Origin of the sequence: Ferrimonas kyonanensis DSM 18153 (assembly GCF_000425405.1) — a bacterium.
Taxonomy (GTDB): Bacteria; Pseudomonadota; Gammaproteobacteria; order Enterobacterales; family Shewanellaceae; genus Ferrimonas; species Ferrimonas kyonanensis.
This window is the reverse complement of record NZ_KE384364.1, coordinates 1-15,040: the sequence shown is the minus strand read 5'-3', so window position 1 is coordinate 15,040 and position 15,040 is coordinate 1. Positions and strand designations below refer to the sequence as shown.

Here is a 15,040-nt window from a genome sequence, read left to right as displayed (position 1 = left end):
GTTCTGACTGGTGTCGGTTCGGCCCCTGCCGACCAAGCCATGGATCACGATACACGCCTATGAATCCTTTAAAACATCGGGTTAAACAGCTAGGTAATCAACTGGAGGAGATCGCTCAGCGCGGACTGGATCGCCACGTCCGTCTCGGGGTGACCGGCATCTCCGGTGCCGGGAAAACCGCGTTCATCACCTCGCTGGTGAATCAGTTGCTGCATGGCGAGTCCCATCTGCTGCCGGCCTGGCAGGTGATGGAGCAGCAGCGGTTCCTCGGTGCCCGCATTGCCCGCCAGCCCGATCTGACCCTGCAGCCGTTTGATTACACCGGCGCTCTAGACTGCCTGCAGCAAGCGCCGCCGATATGGCCGCCCTCAACCCGCACCATCAGTGAGATTCGACTGGCGCTTCGGTACCTGCCGGAAAAGGGGCTGGCAGGGCAGATCGGTCGGCCGGTGACCCTGTATCTGGACATCATCGATTACCCGGGCGAGTGGCTGCTGGATCTGCCGTTGCTGCAGCAAACCTTTGACCAATGGAGCGACGACATTTGGCAACAGTTACAGCGACCGGCCTGGCAAAGTCAAACCCAGTCCTGGTGTGCCCGGGTTGCGGCGCTCAGCAGTGACGAAACCGACACCGTGATTGCCGAGGTCGCCCGGGACTACGCCACCCTGCTGCAGACCCTCAAGCGCGAGTGTGGCGCCAGCCTGCTGCAGCCGGGCCGGGCGTTGCTGCCCGGCGAGCTGGCAGGCGCTCCGGTACTGGAGTGGTTTCCGTTGCCCCCAGCCATGCGCGCGGCGCTGGCCGAGGACAGCCCGCTGATTCAGCGTCTGACCGAACGGTACAGCGCCTATTGCGAGCAGGTGGTGAAGCCGTTTTTCCGTCACTATTTCGCCCGATTGGATCGCCAGGTGGTGTTGGTGGATTGTCTGACCGCACTGAACCAGGGACGGGATCAGGTCGAGCAGTTGTCGCATACCCTGCAAGCCCTCAGTCACAGCTTTCATTACGGCCCGGGAAGTACCCTGGGGCGGTTGTTCCGCCCCAAGATCGATCGGGTGCTGTTTGCGGCAACCAAGGCAGATCATGTCACCGTGGATCAGCACCACAACCTGCTGCAGTTAATGCACAACCTGATGAAGGGCAGCCGCCGCCAGCCGCGCTATTTCGGCACTCAGATGGAAACTCTGGTACTCAGTGCCATCAATGCCACCCGCCAGGGCCAGGTGGAGCGCGATGGCATCACCAAAGCGGTGATCTCCGGTCGTGCCCTGGATGGCGAGTCCTGCGTGCGCTTTCCCGGAGAGGTGCCCACCCGTTTGCCAGAGCGAGAGTTCTGGCAGCAGCAGGGATTTCGTTTTCGTCCCTTCTCGCCCCCGGTCTTTGAGGCGGCCAGCGCCTTGCCGCACATGAGGCTGGACTATGCGCTGCAGTTTTTATTAGGAGACAAGATGCGATGAAACCGATTCAGGAATCCCAGGAGTTTGATGCGGTAGAGCCGCTGCAGGCTTTGCCTGAAGAGGCCGAGGAGTCGCTGGATTCGGCCCTGCTGTCCACCGAGCCACCCAGGCCCGCCCGAGTGGGGGTGTGGACTAAGGTATGGCTGGGCGCCGGTTTGGCTCTGGTGCTGGCCGAAGCCGGCCTGACCCTGCAGGCGTCCTGGCAGACCAGCCCGTGGTTGTTTGCCCTGTACGCGCTGTTCTTCTCACTGGCCCTGGCTGGGTTGGTGCGTCTGACGGTCAAAGAGTGGGTTCGGCTCAGACAGCTGCGGGGGCGTGCCAACCTTCAGGAGCAGCTGCAGCCGCTGCTAAGCAGTCAGCAGATGGGCGCCGCGGCGCCGTTGCTGGATCAGCTTCGCCAGGCCCTGCCGTCGCAGTGTGACGACAACTGGCGCCAGTGGCAGAGTCGGGTGCAGGATCATCACAGTGACGCCGAACTGCTGGCGCTGGCAGAGTCGACGGTGGTGGCGCCGCTGGATAAACAAGCGGAGGCGATCATCTATCGCTACTCGGCGCAGGCGGCGGTCATGCTGGCGGCCAGCCCACTGGCGGTGCTGGACATGGTGCTGATGTTGTGGCGCAACCAGCGCATGCTGGATGAATTGGCCAAACTCTATGGCGTGGAACCTGGGTACCTGGGGCGGGTGTCTCTGGTGCGGCAGATGCTGCACAACCTGATTTACGCCGGCGGCAGCGAGCTGATGGTGGATCTCGGTGGCCAGATGCTGTCGGCGGAACTGACCGGCAAGTTGTCTGCCCGACTGGCTCAGGGAATGGGCGCCGGCCTGTTGACCGCCCGACTGGGTTACCAGGCTCAGAAGCTGTGTCGACCCCTGCCGTTGACCGAAGCCAGGCCGAGGCTGCTGACCCTGCAGGGCAAGTTGCTGTCCGAGCTGACCTCACTGTCGGCCAAGGCGTTGAGGCAGGCTCGCGAACGCCAGTCATGTAACAAATAATTTACAACTCCAGTGGTGGGTTTTTAGGCGAAAAGGTGTTGCCGGCGGGTGGCTGGATTATGTTAGGGGGAGAAACCTGCACCCACCACAATAACGTCTACAGGGTGCATTACGGGGAGTTAAGCAACATGGCTTCAAAGATGCATCCGGAGACGGCGGTGATCCATGCCGGCCATCTTCAGGAACCTCAAGGGGCGCTGGTGTCACCTCTGTACCAGTCGGCCACCTTCGTTTTCGATCGAGTCGAAACCGGCTCTGCCCGCTTTGCCGGCGAGCAGGCGGGTCCCATCTATACCCGTCTGGGCAACCCGACAGTGGCCGAGTTCGAGCGGCGCATGGCCGAACTGGAAGGCTATGACGGTGCCGTGGCCTTTGCCAGCGGCATGGCGGCGGTGTCGGCGGTGCTGCTGGGCTTGCTGGATCAGGGCGACCATCTGATCTGCAACACCTGCCTCTATGGCTGCACCCATTCACTGGTCAGTGAGCAGTTGCCGCGCTTTGGCATCGAGGTCACCGCGGTGGACTTTGCCGATATCGAGGCCATTCGTGCCGCCATTCGGCCCAACACCCGCATGCTGTTGCTGGAGACACCGGTGAACCCTCACCTGGCGGTGTACGATCTGGCGGCGGTGGCCACATTGGCCCGGGCGCACCAGCTGATCTCGGTGGTGGACAACACCTTTATGACGCCGCTGTTGCAGCAGCCCAAGACCCAGGGCATCGACATCGTTTTGCACAGCGCCACCAAGTACCTCAATGGCCACGGCGATGTGATTGCCGGGGTGGTGTGTGCCGATCAGGTGCACCTGGAGTTGCTTCGCAGCCGCAGCCTCAAGGACATTGGCGGGGTGCTGTCGCCCCACGATGCCTGGTTGATTCTTCGCGGCATGAAGACCCTAGCTCTGCGCATGGAGCGCCACAGCGTCAGCGCCCAGGTGGTGGCAGAGTTTCTGCAGCGCCACCCCGCCGTCACCCGAGTCTACTATCCCGGGCTGGATGGTCATCCCGGCAAGGCCTTGATAGGCACCCAGATGCGGGCAGGTGGCGGTGTCCTGGCGTTGGAGTTGAAGGCCGATTTTGAGCAGGCGGTGGCTTTCGTTAATCGACTGTCTTTGTTCAAGATTGCGGTCAGCCTCGGGGATGCCGAATCTTTGGTACAGCATCCGGCTTCCATGACCCATGCCACCTACGACAGCGATGATCGCGCCAGGGCCGGCATCGCCGACACGCTGATTCGACTCTCCATCGGCCTGGAGCACTGCGATGATCTGCTGGCGGATCTGACCCAGGGGTTGGCGCCGCTCACGGCCGGTTTGGCCCAGGAGGTGTCATGAAGGGATCCAGCTACAGCGCCCGTCAACCGGACGCACAGGGAGTCATTCATTACCCTGAAGAAGAGCATCGAATCTGGAGTGAGCTGATTGAACGCCAGCTCGGCTGCATCGAAGGCCGCGCCTGCCCGGAATACCTGTTGGGGCTGGAGCAATTGTCGTTGCCCCTGAACCGCATTCCTCAGTTGGCCGAAGTGGACCAGGTGCTGCAACGGGCCACGGGCTGGCAAACCGCCCAGGTGCCGGCGCTGATCTCATTTCAGCACTTCTTTGAGCTGTTGGCGCAAAAGCGCTTTCCCGTTGCGACCTTCATTCGCAGCCGGGCCGAGTTCGATTATCTCCAGGAGCCGGACATCTTCCACGAGATTTTTGGTCACTGTCCGCTGCTGACCAACCCGGCTTTCGCTCATTTTACCCATACCTATGGCAAGCTGGGGCTGGCGGCAACGCCTCAGCAACGGGTGTACCTGGCCCGACTGTATTGGTTTACCGTCGAGTTTGGATTGGTCAACACCGATGACGGGTTGCGCATCTATGGCGGTGGCATCCTGTCGTCGCCCGGTGAGACTCATTATGCCCTGTCGGACAAGCCTGAGCGCCAGCCCATGTCCGTTATCGATGCCCTGCGCACGCCGTACCGCATCGACATCATGCAGCCCTTGTACTATGTCCTCGATGACATAGATGCCCTGTTCGACATCGCCAATCTGGATGTGATGGCCCTGGTGGCCCAGGCGCAGGAGCTGGGGCTTCATCCTGCTAAATTTCCGCCAAAACAACAAGCTGTGTAAAAAGGAACCGACACAATGTCTGAATTATCTCAAATGAAATGCGAAGCCTGCCAGGCCGGTGCTCCCCAGGTCAGCGACCAGGAACTGGGACCGTTGCTGTCGCAAATCCCCGATTGGCATACCGAAGTGCGTGATGGCGTCATGCAACTGGAGCGGGTGTACAAGTTTAAGAACTTCAAACTGGCCTGGGCCTTTGCCAATAAGGTGGCGGAGCTGGCCGAAGCGGAGTTTCATCATCCCGGCATTCTGCTGGAGTGGGGCAAGGTCACCGTCACCTGGTGGACCCATGCCATCTCCGGATTGCATCGCAACGATTTCATCATGGCGGCCAAGACCGACCAGCAACTGGACTAGCGCCCTGGCGCCTATGCCCAACACACCGAGTTCAACAGCGCCGCCTAAAGCGGCGCTTTTTTGTGCACCAAATTTGTAAACAAATACTGACACCGTGGTCTCCCGAGACGGTACAGGGTATGATGTGTCCATTAGTGAACAGTAAGTTAGGAACCTTTTTATGCGCTTGGAAGTCAGTTGTGACGACCGCATTGGATTGGCCCGGGAGATACTGGAAGTGCTGGAGCAGCACCAGATCAACGTCAATGCCATCGATGCGGAAAGTCAGGGCTACATCTACCTGCAGTTACCGGAATTGAGCTTTGACGAGCTCAGTGTGTTGCTGCCCATTCTGCGTAAAATTGAAGCCGTAAAGGATGTACGCACCGTTCCCTTTATGCCTTCTGAGCGAGAGCACTACGCTCTGGAGACTCTGTTGAGCACCTTGCCGGATGCGGTGTTGTCCATCGACACCCGCCTTAAGGTGACCATGGCCAATGACTCTGCAGTGGCAGTCCTGGGGACGCCGCGGGACGAAGTACTGAATCAGCCACTGAGTAACTGGGTACAGGGCTTTGGCTTTCAGCGCTGGCTGCAGAGCGACGAAGTCTTGCCTCAGGCGATTCGAGTGCAGGTACAAGGCAGCGACTACCTGGCGGAGATGTTCCCCATCCACCTGCCGGAGGGCAATCGTGAAGAGACCTCGCTGGCCGGGGCGGTGGTGGTGCTTAAATCTCCGTCCCGCGTTGGCAAGCAGTTCAATGCCTTGCGCAACCAACTGACCGGCTTTGATACCGTTCTGGCCCAGAGCGACAAGATGAAGGCAGTGCTGGAGCAGGCTAGGCGCATGGCGCAGTTGGAAGCGCCATTGCTGATCAGCGGCGAAACCGGCACCGGTAAGGAGTTGATGGCCAGGGCGTGCCACGACGCCAGCCTGCGCGCCGAGAAATCCTTTGTGGTGATCAACTGCGCCTCTTTGCCCGATGCCGTGGCCGAGAGTGAGCTGTTCGGCTTTGCGTCGGCGCCGGGACAGCCGGTGAAAAAGGGGGTCATCGAGCAAGCGGATGGTGGCACCATTTTTCTCGATGAGGTGGCCGACATGTCGGCCCAGTTGCAGGTAAAACTGCTGCGCTTTATTCAGGATGGCTGTTTTCGCCGGGTGGGGGATGACGAAGAGATTGCCGTTGACGTTCGCATCATCTGTGCCAGTCAGCGGGATCTGTCCGACCTGTGTCAGCAGGGCCAGTTCCGCGAAGATCTCTATTATCGCATCAATGTCCTCAACCTGATGCTGCCGCCGCTGCGGGAGCGCCCCAGTGACATCGTGCCGCTGGCAGAGCTGTTTTTGGAGCACTACAGCCAGCAGCTGGCCAGTCCGGCCCGTCAGCTCTCTGGAGAGTGTCGCGACTACATTCGCAACTACGCCTGGCCTGGCAACGTGCGCCAGCTGAAGAACGCCATTTTTCGGGCGGTGTCCATGGCCGAGGGCATGGGAGAACTGCAGCCGGAGGACCTGAGACTGCCCGCCTGGACCGAGGGCTTTGGCTACTTCGATCAAGAGTTTGAGGGGTCGTTGGAGCAGGCGGTAAAACAGTTCGAATCCAGCCTGTTGCGCCGGCTTTACCCCGCTTACCCCAGCACTCGTCAGTTGGCCAAAAAGCTGGGCGTGTCTCACACCGCCATTGCCAATAAACTCCGCGAATACGGCATCGGAAAAAAGCGTAAGTAATTGACAGTAAATGTAAATGTCACCCCTGTAAAGCAGGGGTGACATCTCCTGCCTGCTTTAACCGTTCTGTGATCCCTGTCACGAAGCTCAATCTTTGTTAGCGTTTGGTTAACCGTTTCCGGTGTGCCACAGGCCATCGGCAGCCCCTGCATCGGCTCAGAAAAGAGAAGGCCGAGCAGCCACAGCGCAATCAACAAGGGAGAAGACCATGGCGATAACGGATTACAATCCACTGGGAACCGATGGGTTTGAGTTTGTGGAGTACACCGCCCCCGATGCCGAGGGGATTGATAAGCTGAAGCAACTGTTCGGTTTACTGGGATTTACCGAGATTGCCAAGCATCGCAGTAAGCAGGCATGGCTGTATCGCCAGGGCGACATCAACTTCATCATTAACGCTCAGCCTCACTCTCAGGCCGCCGAATTTGCGGCGTTACATGGCCCGTCGGTGTGTGGCATGGCCTGGCGAGTGGCCGATTCCGCCAAGGCGCTGGCTCATGCCCTGGAGAATGGTGCCAGGTTGTTTGAAGGCAACATCGGCCCCATGGAGCTGAATATTCCGGCGGTCGAGGGCATCGGCGAGTCGACGCTGTATTTTGTCGACCGCTACGGCAGCAACAGCATCTACGATGTGGACTTCCAGTTTTACGATCAATGGCAACAGGCGTTGGCAAGCAACGATAAGGGACTGGTAGAGATCGATCACCTGACCCACAACGTGTTCCAGGGCAACATGAATAAATGGGCCGGCTTCTACGAGCGCATTGGCAACTTCCGCGAGATCCGCTATTTCGATATCGAGGGCAAGCTGACCGGCTTGGTCAGCCGGGCCATGACCGGTCCTTGCGGTAAGATTCGCATCCCCATCAACGAGTCTTCCGACGACAAGTCGCAAATTGAAGAGTACCTCAGAGAGTACAAGGGCGAGGGCATTCAGCACATCGCCCTCACCACCGAAGACATCTATCAGACCGTGGCCGATCTGCGTGCCGGCGGCATGGAGTTCATGCCAACCCCGGATACCTACTACGAGAAGATTGATCAGCGGGTCGAGGGCCATCAGGAGGACAAAGAGCGCCTGCGGGAGTTGCGTATACTCATCGATGGCGCGCCGATGAAAGATGGCATTCTGCTGCAGATCTTTACACAGACCGTGATTGGACCGGTGTTCTTCGAGATCATTCAGCGCAAAGGCAACGAAGGGTTCGGTGAAGGTAACTTCAAGGCTCTGTTTGAGTCCATCGAGGAAGATCAGATTCGCCGTGGCGTGATCTGAGCGGCGGGGCTCGTGCGAGCCCCGATTTCCACAAACCTTGGGGGGCGCTATGCGTAAATGGATCCAATTTCCACACAAAGAGGGCACGGTCTCCCGCCAGGCCCACGCCGACCTGCCGGAACAGGCGATTTATGAGCGGGAAGCCGGCCGGGCCGGTTTCTTTGGCCCGGCGGCACACTTCCATCACCGTCACCCGCCCACAGGCTGGAGTGATTGGCAGGGGCCACTGAGGCCAAGAGCGCTGGATCTCAATCGCCAGCAGCAACGCCACTCGGTCCCCTGGCTGGTGCCGGCATTTCTGCATAACAGCCATTGCCAGATGCGGCTGTGGCACCTCGATTGCAGCATGACCGAGCTGATGCGCAATGCCGATGGTGACGAGTTGCTGTTTATCCACGCCGGCCGCGCCGAACTCTATTGCGACTATGGTCATCTGACACTGGAAACCGGTGATTACCTGATGCTGCCGCGCTCGACCATGTGGCGACTGGAGGTCTTGGAGCCGCTGCAGATCCTGATGATTGAGGCCAGTGGCGACAGCTTTCAACTGCCGGATAAAGGCATCGTTGGTCCCCACGCCATCTTTGACCCGGCCATGCTGGACCTGCCCCGCATCAATGAGGCATTTCTGGCTCAGCAGGATGAACAGCCCTGGACGGTTAAAGTTAAGCGTCTCGATGCGCTGTCCGAAGTTCGTTACCCGTTCAACCCCCTGGATGCTATTGGTTGGCACGGGGATTTGGCTCCGGTGCGCATCAACTGGCGCGACATTCGTCCGTTGATGAGCCATCGCTATCATCTGCCGCCGTCGGCTCACACCACCTTTGTGGCCAGTCGCTTCGTGGTCTGCACCTTCGTGCCGCGCCCCATCGAGAGTGACCCAGGAGCCTTGAAGGTGCCGTTTTACCACAACAACGACGATTACGATGAGGTGTTGTTTTACCATGCCGGTGACTTTTTCAGTCGCGATAACATCGAAGCGGGCATGGTGACCTTCCACCCTTGTGGTTTTACCCATGGGCCCCACCCCAAAGCATTTGCCGCCGGCCTGGCTCACAAGAAGACCTTCACCGATGAAGTGGCGGTGATGATCGATACACGGGACCCGCTGCAGTTGTCCGAGGCCGCCCAGGCCCTGGAAAACCCGGATTACGCCAGCAGTTGGCAAGTAAAAGAATAAGGAAATCCATATGAAATTAGCCACCTTGAACCGTGGCGGCCGCGATGGCGAGCTGCTGTTGGTCAGTCGGGATCTTCGTCAAGCCGTCCTTGCGACAGACATCGCCCCGACCCTGCAACAGGCATTGGATCAGTGGCAGCAGTTGGCGCCCCGGCTTGAGGAGCGTTACCAGCAGCTGAACGAGGGCGAGCTCAGTGGCGCCTTTGATTTCGATCAGACTCAATGCCACTCACCGCTGCCCAGAGCCTATCAGTGGGCCGATGGCAGCGCTTACGTCAACCATGTCGAACTGGTGCGTAAAGCTCGCGGTGCCGACATGCCGGAGAGTTTCTGGACCGATCCGTTGATCTACCAGGGGGGATCGGACACCTTCTTGGCCCCCTACGAGGCGATTCGCATGCCCACTACCGACTGGGGGGTGGACTTCGAGTCCGAGATAGCAGTGATCACCGACGATGTGCCCATGGGCGTCGATACTGCGGCGGCCGCGGACCACATCAAGTTGCTGATGCTGGTCAACGATGTGTCCCTGCGCAACCTGATTCCCGCTGAACTGGCCAAGGGCTTTGGGTTTTATCAGTCGAAGCCGTCCAGTGCCTTCTCTCCGGTGGCGGTCACCCCTGATGAGCTGGGGGAGCAGTGGCACGACGGCAAGGTTCACCTGCCCTTGGTCACCCACCTCAATGGCGACTGTTTTGGCCGCCCCGATGCCGGTGTCGACATGACCTTTGACTTTCCGACTCTGGTTGCTCACGCCGCCAAGAGCCGACCCTTGGGCAGCGGTTGCATCATCGGTTCGGGCACCGTCTCCAACTACGACCGCAGTGCTGGCTCCTCCTGCCTGGCTGAGAAACGGATGCTGGAGATCATCGAACAGGGCAAACCGGTGACGCCGTTTATGCAATTTGGCGATGTCGTTAGAATTGAGATGTTTGATTTAAGGCAAGATTCCATTTTTGGTGCTATAGAACAGAGACTGATTGAGTCTTAAGGGGTCATCATTGCCGATGCTCAAATTGTACGGATACTGGCGCTCGAGTGCCGCCTATCGGGTAAGGATAGCGTGCGCACTCAAAGGGCTAGAGTATGAAAACATCTCGGTAAACCTGATTAAAAACGGCGGAGAGCAGCACCTGCCGGCGTATGGGGTATTGAACCCCAACCATTTGGTGCCCACCTTGCAGGATGGCGATCTGATTCTGAATCAGTCTCTGGCGATCATTGAGTATCTGGATGAGGCCTACCCGGAGAGGCCGTTGTTACCGGATGAACCCACGGCTCGAGCCAAGGTTCGGGCGATGGCACAAAACATCGCCATCGACTGCCACCCGCTGAATAACTTGCGAGTGTTAAAGTATCTGGCGGTGGAGTTGGGAGTGGATGACGCTCAGAAGGCGAGGTGGTATCGGCACTGGGTCAAAACCGCGTTTGCCGGTTTTGAGTTGCAGCTGGAGCAGACCTCCGGGTTGTTTTGCGTCGGTGATGAGGTCTCTATGGCCGACGTCTGCCTGGTCCCACAGGTCTACAATGCCGAGCGTTTCAATGTGCCCATGCAGGAGTACCCCTTGCTCAATGGCATTGTTCGCCGTTGTCGCCAGATGACATCGTTTGCCGAAGCAGCACCGGAAAATCAGCCAGATGCGGTCGTCTGACCGCATCCGGAGCCCGAATTACAGCGATTTCTCGGTGTCTCGTTGTTCAAGCAGGAAGTCCAGGAAGGTGCGGTCGGCCTGAGTCAGTGCCCGGCCTCGTTTCCAGGCCACATGCAGATCCATAAATAACGGTTCTTCAAAGGAGATGGCCTTAATCTGCGGATCATTCTCCACCACCATTTTCAGCACCGTGGTGATCGCAAAGCCCTGACGAACAATGGAGCGAATCAGCTCAATCAGGTTGGTCTCAAACGCCAGTTGAGGTTCCAGGTTATGGGCCTTCGCCAGTTGGTCCATGCGCTCTCGGTGATAATAACCGCGCTTAAACATCACCAACTCATGTTCCATGAAGTCTTCAAAATTCACCGACTCCAACTCCGCCAGTGGGTGGTCGAGGCTGCAGGCTACGATCATCTCTTCTTTGGTGAGTGGAATGGTTTCCAACGTGGTTTGAGCGTCTCCGTCAATAACGATACCGATGTCGATCTCGTCCCGCTCGATCATCGATTGAATCTCCCGGGTACCGGCTTCAATCAGCGACAGTTTCAGTTCCGGGTAGCGATGATGGAAGGCCATCAGCAGGGCAGGGAAGTAGTAGGAACCGATCATCCCTGGCAGAGCGATGCGCACCTCACCCCGACCCAGTTGTTGCAGCCGGGTCATGGCCGATTCTGCCAGCTCAACCCGGGACAGAATCTCCTTGGCGTGGGGCAGCAACTCCTGTCCCTCGGCAGTGAGTTGAACCCGCTTGTCCTGGCGATGCAATAGCACCAGTCCCAGCTCGGTCTCCAGTTTTTTGATGGCCGTGCTGACAGCCGGCTGAGCGACACCCAGAATACGGGCAGCCCGGGTAAAACTGCTCTGCTCGGCGACGGTAACGAAATTGCGTAGTTGACGGAGGTCCATAACGAATTCTTGTTATTTTGAAGAATTAATATCAATGTTTTATTACTATGCCAAACAAATGCGCTCACGCCTATAGAATTCTGACTCTAACTTGAAAGGGGTAGACCAATGACACGTTCATGGAGTGATCTGGAGCAACATTTTTCAGGAATATCCCACTTAGAGCACGCCATGGCGTTAATGGAATGGGATCAAGCCACCCTGCTCAGTGACCGTGGCCAGGGGGCCAGAGCCGAAGCCATGGCCGAATTGCAACTGGTGATCAACCAGAGGTTGCGTGCCCCAGGTTTGGCCGACAGCCTGTCTCAGTTGAGCCAGCAGTCGATGTCTGCCAGTCAACAGCGACTGCTGGAGTTGATGTCACGCCGGGTTCGGGACGCGACTCTGCTGGATGACGATTTTGTACGCCGCAGAGTGACTTTGTCTGTGGCCTGTGAGACCCGTTGGCGCCAGGCCAGAAACGAGGATGACTTCTCGCTGTTTAAGGCGGCGTTTGAACCGGTGTTGGCATTGCTGAAGGAAGAGGCCGAGATTCGTCGCTCGTCGGCGCAGGCACCACTGTATCAGGGGTTGTTGAACAAGTTTGAGCCGGACCTCAGCCTGACCCAGCTCCAGCAGTTGTTTGTCCCCTTGAAAGCCCGCTTGCCCGCTCTGATTGCCGAAGCGTCTGAGCGAAGCCGCTCCAGAAGCAGCGTGCCACTGCCTCAGGTTGAGGTTGACCAGCAGCGACAGGCACTGGAGGCATTATTACCACACCTGGGCTTCGATCTTGACGGCGGTCGCCTCGATACCAGTACCCACCCCTTTAGTGCCGGAGTGCCGTCAGATGTGCGCATTACTACCCGTTACGATCATCGCCAGCCATTGTCTGCCGTTTATTCCATGATCCATGAGGCAGGCCACGGCTGTTTCGAGCAGGGCATTGCTGCACGCTGGCACCATACCCCGATGGCTCGGGTGCAATCCGCGGCTTTGCACGAAGCCCAGGCGTTGTCGTTTGAGATGCAATTGGCCAGAGAGCCGGATTTCATTCAGTGGCTGTCGGAGTTCCTGCAGCGTCACTGGGGAGCCCACCCTGGCTTGGAGGCCGACAATTTAGGCGCTCATATTGGTCGGGTTCAGCCAAGTTTGATTCGGGTTGAGGCCGATGAGGTCACCTACCCGGCCCACATCTTGTTGCGATTGGAGTTGGAGCAGGCGTTGCTCAGTGGCGATCTGCCCCTGTCTGATCTGCCCGGTGCCTGGCGTCATGGAATGCAGACCCTGCTGGGGGTAAGCCCAGACAACAATCGAGACGGCTGCCTGCAAGACATTCACTGGTGCTTCGGTGAATTCGGATATTTCCCCAGTTATGCCCTCGGGGCGATGGCGGCGGCGCAGGTGTTTGCCGGATTACGACAGTCCCCGCAGTGGCGTCGCGAGCCAGCGGCTCGTGGTCAGTGGGTACGGCAGCAGTTGCAGGCTGGAATTTGGCAACATGGCGGTGGCGCCGACCTGAACCAGTCTTGCCTCAACATGACCGGTCAGCCCTTGTCTGCCGAGGCGTTGCTCAATCATCTGTCGGCTCGCTACCTGGCTTAGGCATTGGTGTGGGCCCGTTCGGCCTCCAAAGAAGCAGAGCGAGCCAGGCGCCAGAACAGCAGTGAGGCGAAAACGGCCAGTAGCGCACTGGCCATTAACACCAGTCGAGTATCCACCAGTGCCAGGGCGGCACCGACGATGGCGATAATCACGTTGCCCAGACAAAATACCGTCGTCAGCAGTCCCATTAGTTGCCCCTGGCCCTGGCTGTCCTGAGCGTGTTCCGAAAGGTAGCTCGGCATCATAGCGTTAAATAGCGCAATGCCTATGCCGGCGGCAATAAAGCTGGCCAGGTAATCGCCACCGCCATAAGGAAAGCTGGCGATCGCCATCGCGTACACCAAAATTCCTGCAAGTCCGGCGTTAACCAGCCCCAGCCAGCGTTTTACCTTCATGGTTGCCATAACGGCCGTGGCGATCATAGCTGAGGTGAGCAATACCGTGGCCCAGGCGATCTGCTCGCTGTTGAAGTCTCGGAATTCCACCAGCCAGACCGGATAAAATTCGTAGAAGCCATTCAGTGCCAGCATCAGCATCAGGTAACACACAAAAAAGTCTCGGTACTGGGGGTGTTTCAGCAGGCTCAGGCTGGAGCCCTGTCGCTGAGGTCGGGTTTGGGCATCTTTGGGCAGAGCCAGCAAGATCAGCCCGGTGGCTGCCGCACAGGCCGCTGCCGCCACCCAGAATGCCAGGCTGGCGCCCAGCGGCAGCAAAAAGCCGCCAACCACCGGGCCGATGAGGTATCCGGCATACCCCATAGCGCTAAGGTAGGAAAAGGCTCGGGTTCGGTCGATTTTAGGGTGCAGGTCGGCGGCAATGGCTCGGGCGATGCTCAGGTTTCCCTCAAACAAGCCGGTTAATAGCCGACTGGCAGTGAACAGCAGAAAACTGCCCTGTTGAATGGCGATGGCGGTCAGCCCATAGCTCAGTGTTGCTCCGAGCATGGTCCAGGTGAGTACGCGTTTTCGACCGAGTCGATCGGACCAGGCACCCAGATAGTTGCTGCCAATCAAAATGCCGATGGGATAGATGGCCAGCACCGCACCTAACAGCAGCTTTTCCGGAATACCGGCAAACTGACTGATCGGGTGTTGAAGATCCAGAAACAGCGGCGCCAGGATAGGGTAGGGCATGGCAATGCCGCACACGCTGATGAGGGTGATCAACAGAGTTACGCCAAAGGTGTAGTAGGGGCGGCTGTCCATCGCATCGTCTTTTATAAAGTTTTATGTTTATATATTGAGCTGAAACAAGGCAAATGTAAAGCGCCCTCTGCAACGCCCCTGAAGGGGTCACCATCAAGCAGCGTGGTATGACCTATTCGTCGCCAAAAATTCTGACTATGGTGTCCGAGGGGATAAGATCCAGGTGTCCGCCTTCATCAAAGCACCAACCTTTGATGTATCCCATCGATTTCATTCGTTCAAAGTTATCGATAATGGCGGCGGCCTCGGCATCGGCAGCGTCGGCATCGACGCCCTGCACATGCCTTAGGTACTCGGCAATGCTACTTTGGGATGCGGACTGAGAGATACTGCTCATGATTCATCTCCGTGTGAGGTTAATTTAAACCTAGTACGAAAGTGAAGCGTGGGCCGATGATTTTTCGCTTTATTGTAAGGTGGAAAGGAGCACAAAAGGCGATGAGGCCCTTGCCAATGCCAATATTCAGGCACAAAAAAAGCGAGTCAGTTGACTCGCTTTTTTGATAACGGTGGTGGGCGATACTGGGCTTGAACCAGTGACCCCCTGCTTGTAAGGCAGGTGCTCTCCCAACTGAGCTAATCGCCCACAGCAAACTGTGGTGAC

Annotated in this window: 14 protein-coding genes and 1 tRNA gene; 11 read left to right on the top strand and 4 right to left on the bottom strand. The window is 58.1% G+C overall.

The features are described from left to right. The first annotated feature begins 59 nt into the window (after positions 1 to 59). The 10 genes from H598_RS0115520 (at position 60) to maiA (ending at position 10,744) form a co-directional block, all read left to right on the top strand. Complete coding sequence (locus H598_RS0115520) at positions 60 to 1,457, top strand: YcjX family GTP-binding protein (RefSeq protein ID WP_028113811.1); 1,398 nt, start codon at positions 60 to 62, stop codon at positions 1,455 to 1,457. Further along, complete coding sequence (locus H598_RS24640; protein ID WP_051252785.1) at positions 1,454 to 2,452, top strand: YcjF family protein; 999 nt, start codon at positions 1,454 to 1,456, stop codon at positions 2,450 to 2,452. The genes H598_RS0115520 and H598_RS24640 overlap by 4 nt, the downstream gene beginning before the upstream one ends. A gap of 128 nt (positions 2,453 to 2,580) precedes the next feature. Next, complete coding sequence (locus H598_RS0115510; protein ID WP_028113810.1) at positions 2,581 to 3,786, top strand: trans-sulfuration enzyme family protein; 1,206 nt, start codon at positions 2,581 to 2,583, stop codon at positions 3,784 to 3,786. Further along, positions 3,783 to 4,574: a phenylalanine 4-monooxygenase gene (phhA, locus tag H598_RS0115505; protein ID WP_028113809.1), complete on the top strand. Its 792-nt coding sequence runs from the start codon at positions 3,783 to 3,785 to the stop codon at positions 4,572 to 4,574. Before H598_RS0115510 ends, phhA begins: the two co-directional genes overlap by 4 nt. Before the next feature lie 15 nt (positions 4,575 to 4,589). Then, a complete protein-coding gene (locus H598_RS0115500) occupies positions 4,590 to 4,928 on the top strand; it encodes a 4a-hydroxytetrahydrobiopterin dehydratase (RefSeq protein ID WP_028113808.1) in 339 nt (112 codons plus the stop codon). A 160-nt stretch (positions 4,929 to 5,088) separates the two neighbouring features. After that, on the top strand, positions 5,089 to 6,636 hold the full coding sequence (tyrR, locus tag H598_RS0115495) for a transcriptional regulator TyrR (RefSeq protein WP_028113807.1): 1,548 nt from the start codon (positions 5,089 to 5,091) through the stop codon (positions 6,634 to 6,636). 208 nt (positions 6,637 to 6,844) lie between these two features. Beyond that, a complete protein-coding gene (hppD, locus tag H598_RS0115490; RefSeq protein ID WP_035416037.1) occupies positions 6,845 to 7,912 on the top strand; it encodes a 4-hydroxyphenylpyruvate dioxygenase in 1,068 nt (355 codons plus the stop codon). A gap of 49 nt (positions 7,913 to 7,961) precedes the next feature. Then, complete coding sequence (locus tag H598_RS0115485; protein WP_028113805.1) at positions 7,962 to 9,092, top strand: homogentisate 1,2-dioxygenase; 1,131 nt, start codon at positions 7,962 to 7,964, stop codon at positions 9,090 to 9,092. A gap of 10 nt (positions 9,093 to 9,102) precedes the next feature. Continuing rightward, entirely contained in the window at positions 9,103 to 10,083 is a 981-nt protein-coding gene (locus tag H598_RS0115480) for a fumarylacetoacetate hydrolase family protein (RefSeq protein ID WP_028113804.1), read from the top strand. A gap of 16 nt (positions 10,084 to 10,099) precedes the next feature. After that, a complete protein-coding gene (gene maiA, locus H598_RS0115475; protein ID WP_028113803.1) occupies positions 10,100 to 10,744 on the top strand; it encodes a maleylacetoacetate isomerase in 645 nt (214 codons plus the stop codon). Positions 10,745 to 10,762: 18 nt separating this feature from the next. Here maiA and H598_RS0115470 read toward each other — a convergent pair whose 3' ends face one another. After that, positions 10,763 to 11,650, bottom strand: coding sequence for a LysR family transcriptional regulator (locus tag H598_RS0115470; protein WP_028113802.1), 888 nt, complete (start codon positions 11,648 to 11,650; stop codon positions 10,763 to 10,765). A gap of 108 nt (positions 11,651 to 11,758) precedes the next feature. Between H598_RS0115470 and H598_RS0115465 the strand changes: the two genes are divergently transcribed. Further along, a complete protein-coding gene (locus tag H598_RS0115465) occupies positions 11,759 to 13,231 on the top strand; it encodes a gluzincin family metallopeptidase (protein ID WP_028113801.1) in 1,473 nt (490 codons plus the stop codon). Here H598_RS0115465 and H598_RS24635 read toward each other — a convergent pair. The 3 genes from H598_RS24635 to H598_RS0115450 all read right to left on the bottom strand — a co-directional run bounded on the left by H598_RS24635 (position 13,228) and on the right by H598_RS0115450 (position 15,022). Further along, positions 13,228 to 14,436 (bottom strand): MFS transporter, encoded by a 1,209-nt coding sequence (locus H598_RS24635; RefSeq protein WP_051252783.1) that lies wholly within the window; start codon positions 14,434 to 14,436, stop codon positions 13,228 to 13,230. The genes H598_RS0115465 and H598_RS24635 overlap by 4 nt on opposite strands. Before the next feature lie 112 nt (positions 14,437 to 14,548). Beyond that, the gene (locus tag H598_RS0115455) at positions 14,549 to 14,773 is read right to left on the bottom strand and encodes a hypothetical protein (RefSeq protein WP_028113800.1); all 225 of its coding nucleotides are present in this window, start codon (positions 14,771 to 14,773) and stop codon (positions 14,549 to 14,551) included. A gap of 173 nt (positions 14,774 to 14,946) precedes the next feature. Next, a tRNA-Val gene (locus H598_RS0115450) sits at positions 14,947 to 15,022 on the bottom strand. Between the last annotated feature and the right edge of the window lie 18 nt (positions 15,023 to 15,040).

Bases quoted from the DNA above. Each gene is read 5' to 3' on its own strand.
- H598_RS0115520 (WP_028113811.1), top strand. From the start codon at position 60: ATGAATCCTTTAAAACATCGGGTTAAACAGCTAGGTAATCAACTGGAG.
- H598_RS24640 (WP_051252785.1), top strand. From the start codon at position 1,454: ATGAAACCGATTCAGGAATCCCAGGAGTTTGATGCGGTAGAGCCGCTG.
- H598_RS0115510 (WP_028113810.1), top strand. From the start codon at position 2,581: ATGGCTTCAAAGATGCATCCGGAGACGGCGGTGATCCATGCCGGCCAT.
- phhA (WP_028113809.1), top strand. From the start codon at position 3,783: ATGAAGGGATCCAGCTACAGCGCCCGTCAACCGGACGCACAGGGAGTC.
- H598_RS0115500 (WP_028113808.1), top strand. From the start codon at position 4,590: ATGTCTGAATTATCTCAAATGAAATGCGAAGCCTGCCAGGCCGGTGCT.
- tyrR (WP_028113807.1), top strand. From the start codon at position 5,089: ATGCGCTTGGAAGTCAGTTGTGACGACCGCATTGGATTGGCCCGGGAG.
- hppD (WP_035416037.1), top strand. From the start codon at position 6,845: ATGGCGATAACGGATTACAATCCACTGGGAACCGATGGGTTTGAGTTT.
- H598_RS0115485 (WP_028113805.1), top strand. From the start codon at position 7,962: ATGCGTAAATGGATCCAATTTCCACACAAAGAGGGCACGGTCTCCCGC.
- H598_RS0115480 (WP_028113804.1), top strand. From the start codon at position 9,103: ATGAAATTAGCCACCTTGAACCGTGGCGGCCGCGATGGCGAGCTGCTG.
- maiA (WP_028113803.1), top strand. From the start codon at position 10,100: ATGCTCAAATTGTACGGATACTGGCGCTCGAGTGCCGCCTATCGGGTA.
- H598_RS0115470 (WP_028113802.1), bottom strand. From the start codon at position 11,650: ATGGACCTCCGTCAACTACGCAATTTCGTTACCGTCGCCGAGCAGAGC.
- H598_RS0115465 (WP_028113801.1), top strand. From the start codon at position 11,759: ATGACACGTTCATGGAGTGATCTGGAGCAACATTTTTCAGGAATATCC.
- H598_RS24635 (WP_051252783.1), bottom strand. From the start codon at position 14,436: ATGGACAGCCGCCCCTACTACACCTTTGGCGTAACTCTGTTGATCACC.
- H598_RS0115455 (WP_028113800.1), bottom strand. From the start codon at position 14,773: ATGAGCAGTATCTCTCAGTCCGCATCCCAAAGTAGCATTGCCGAGTAC.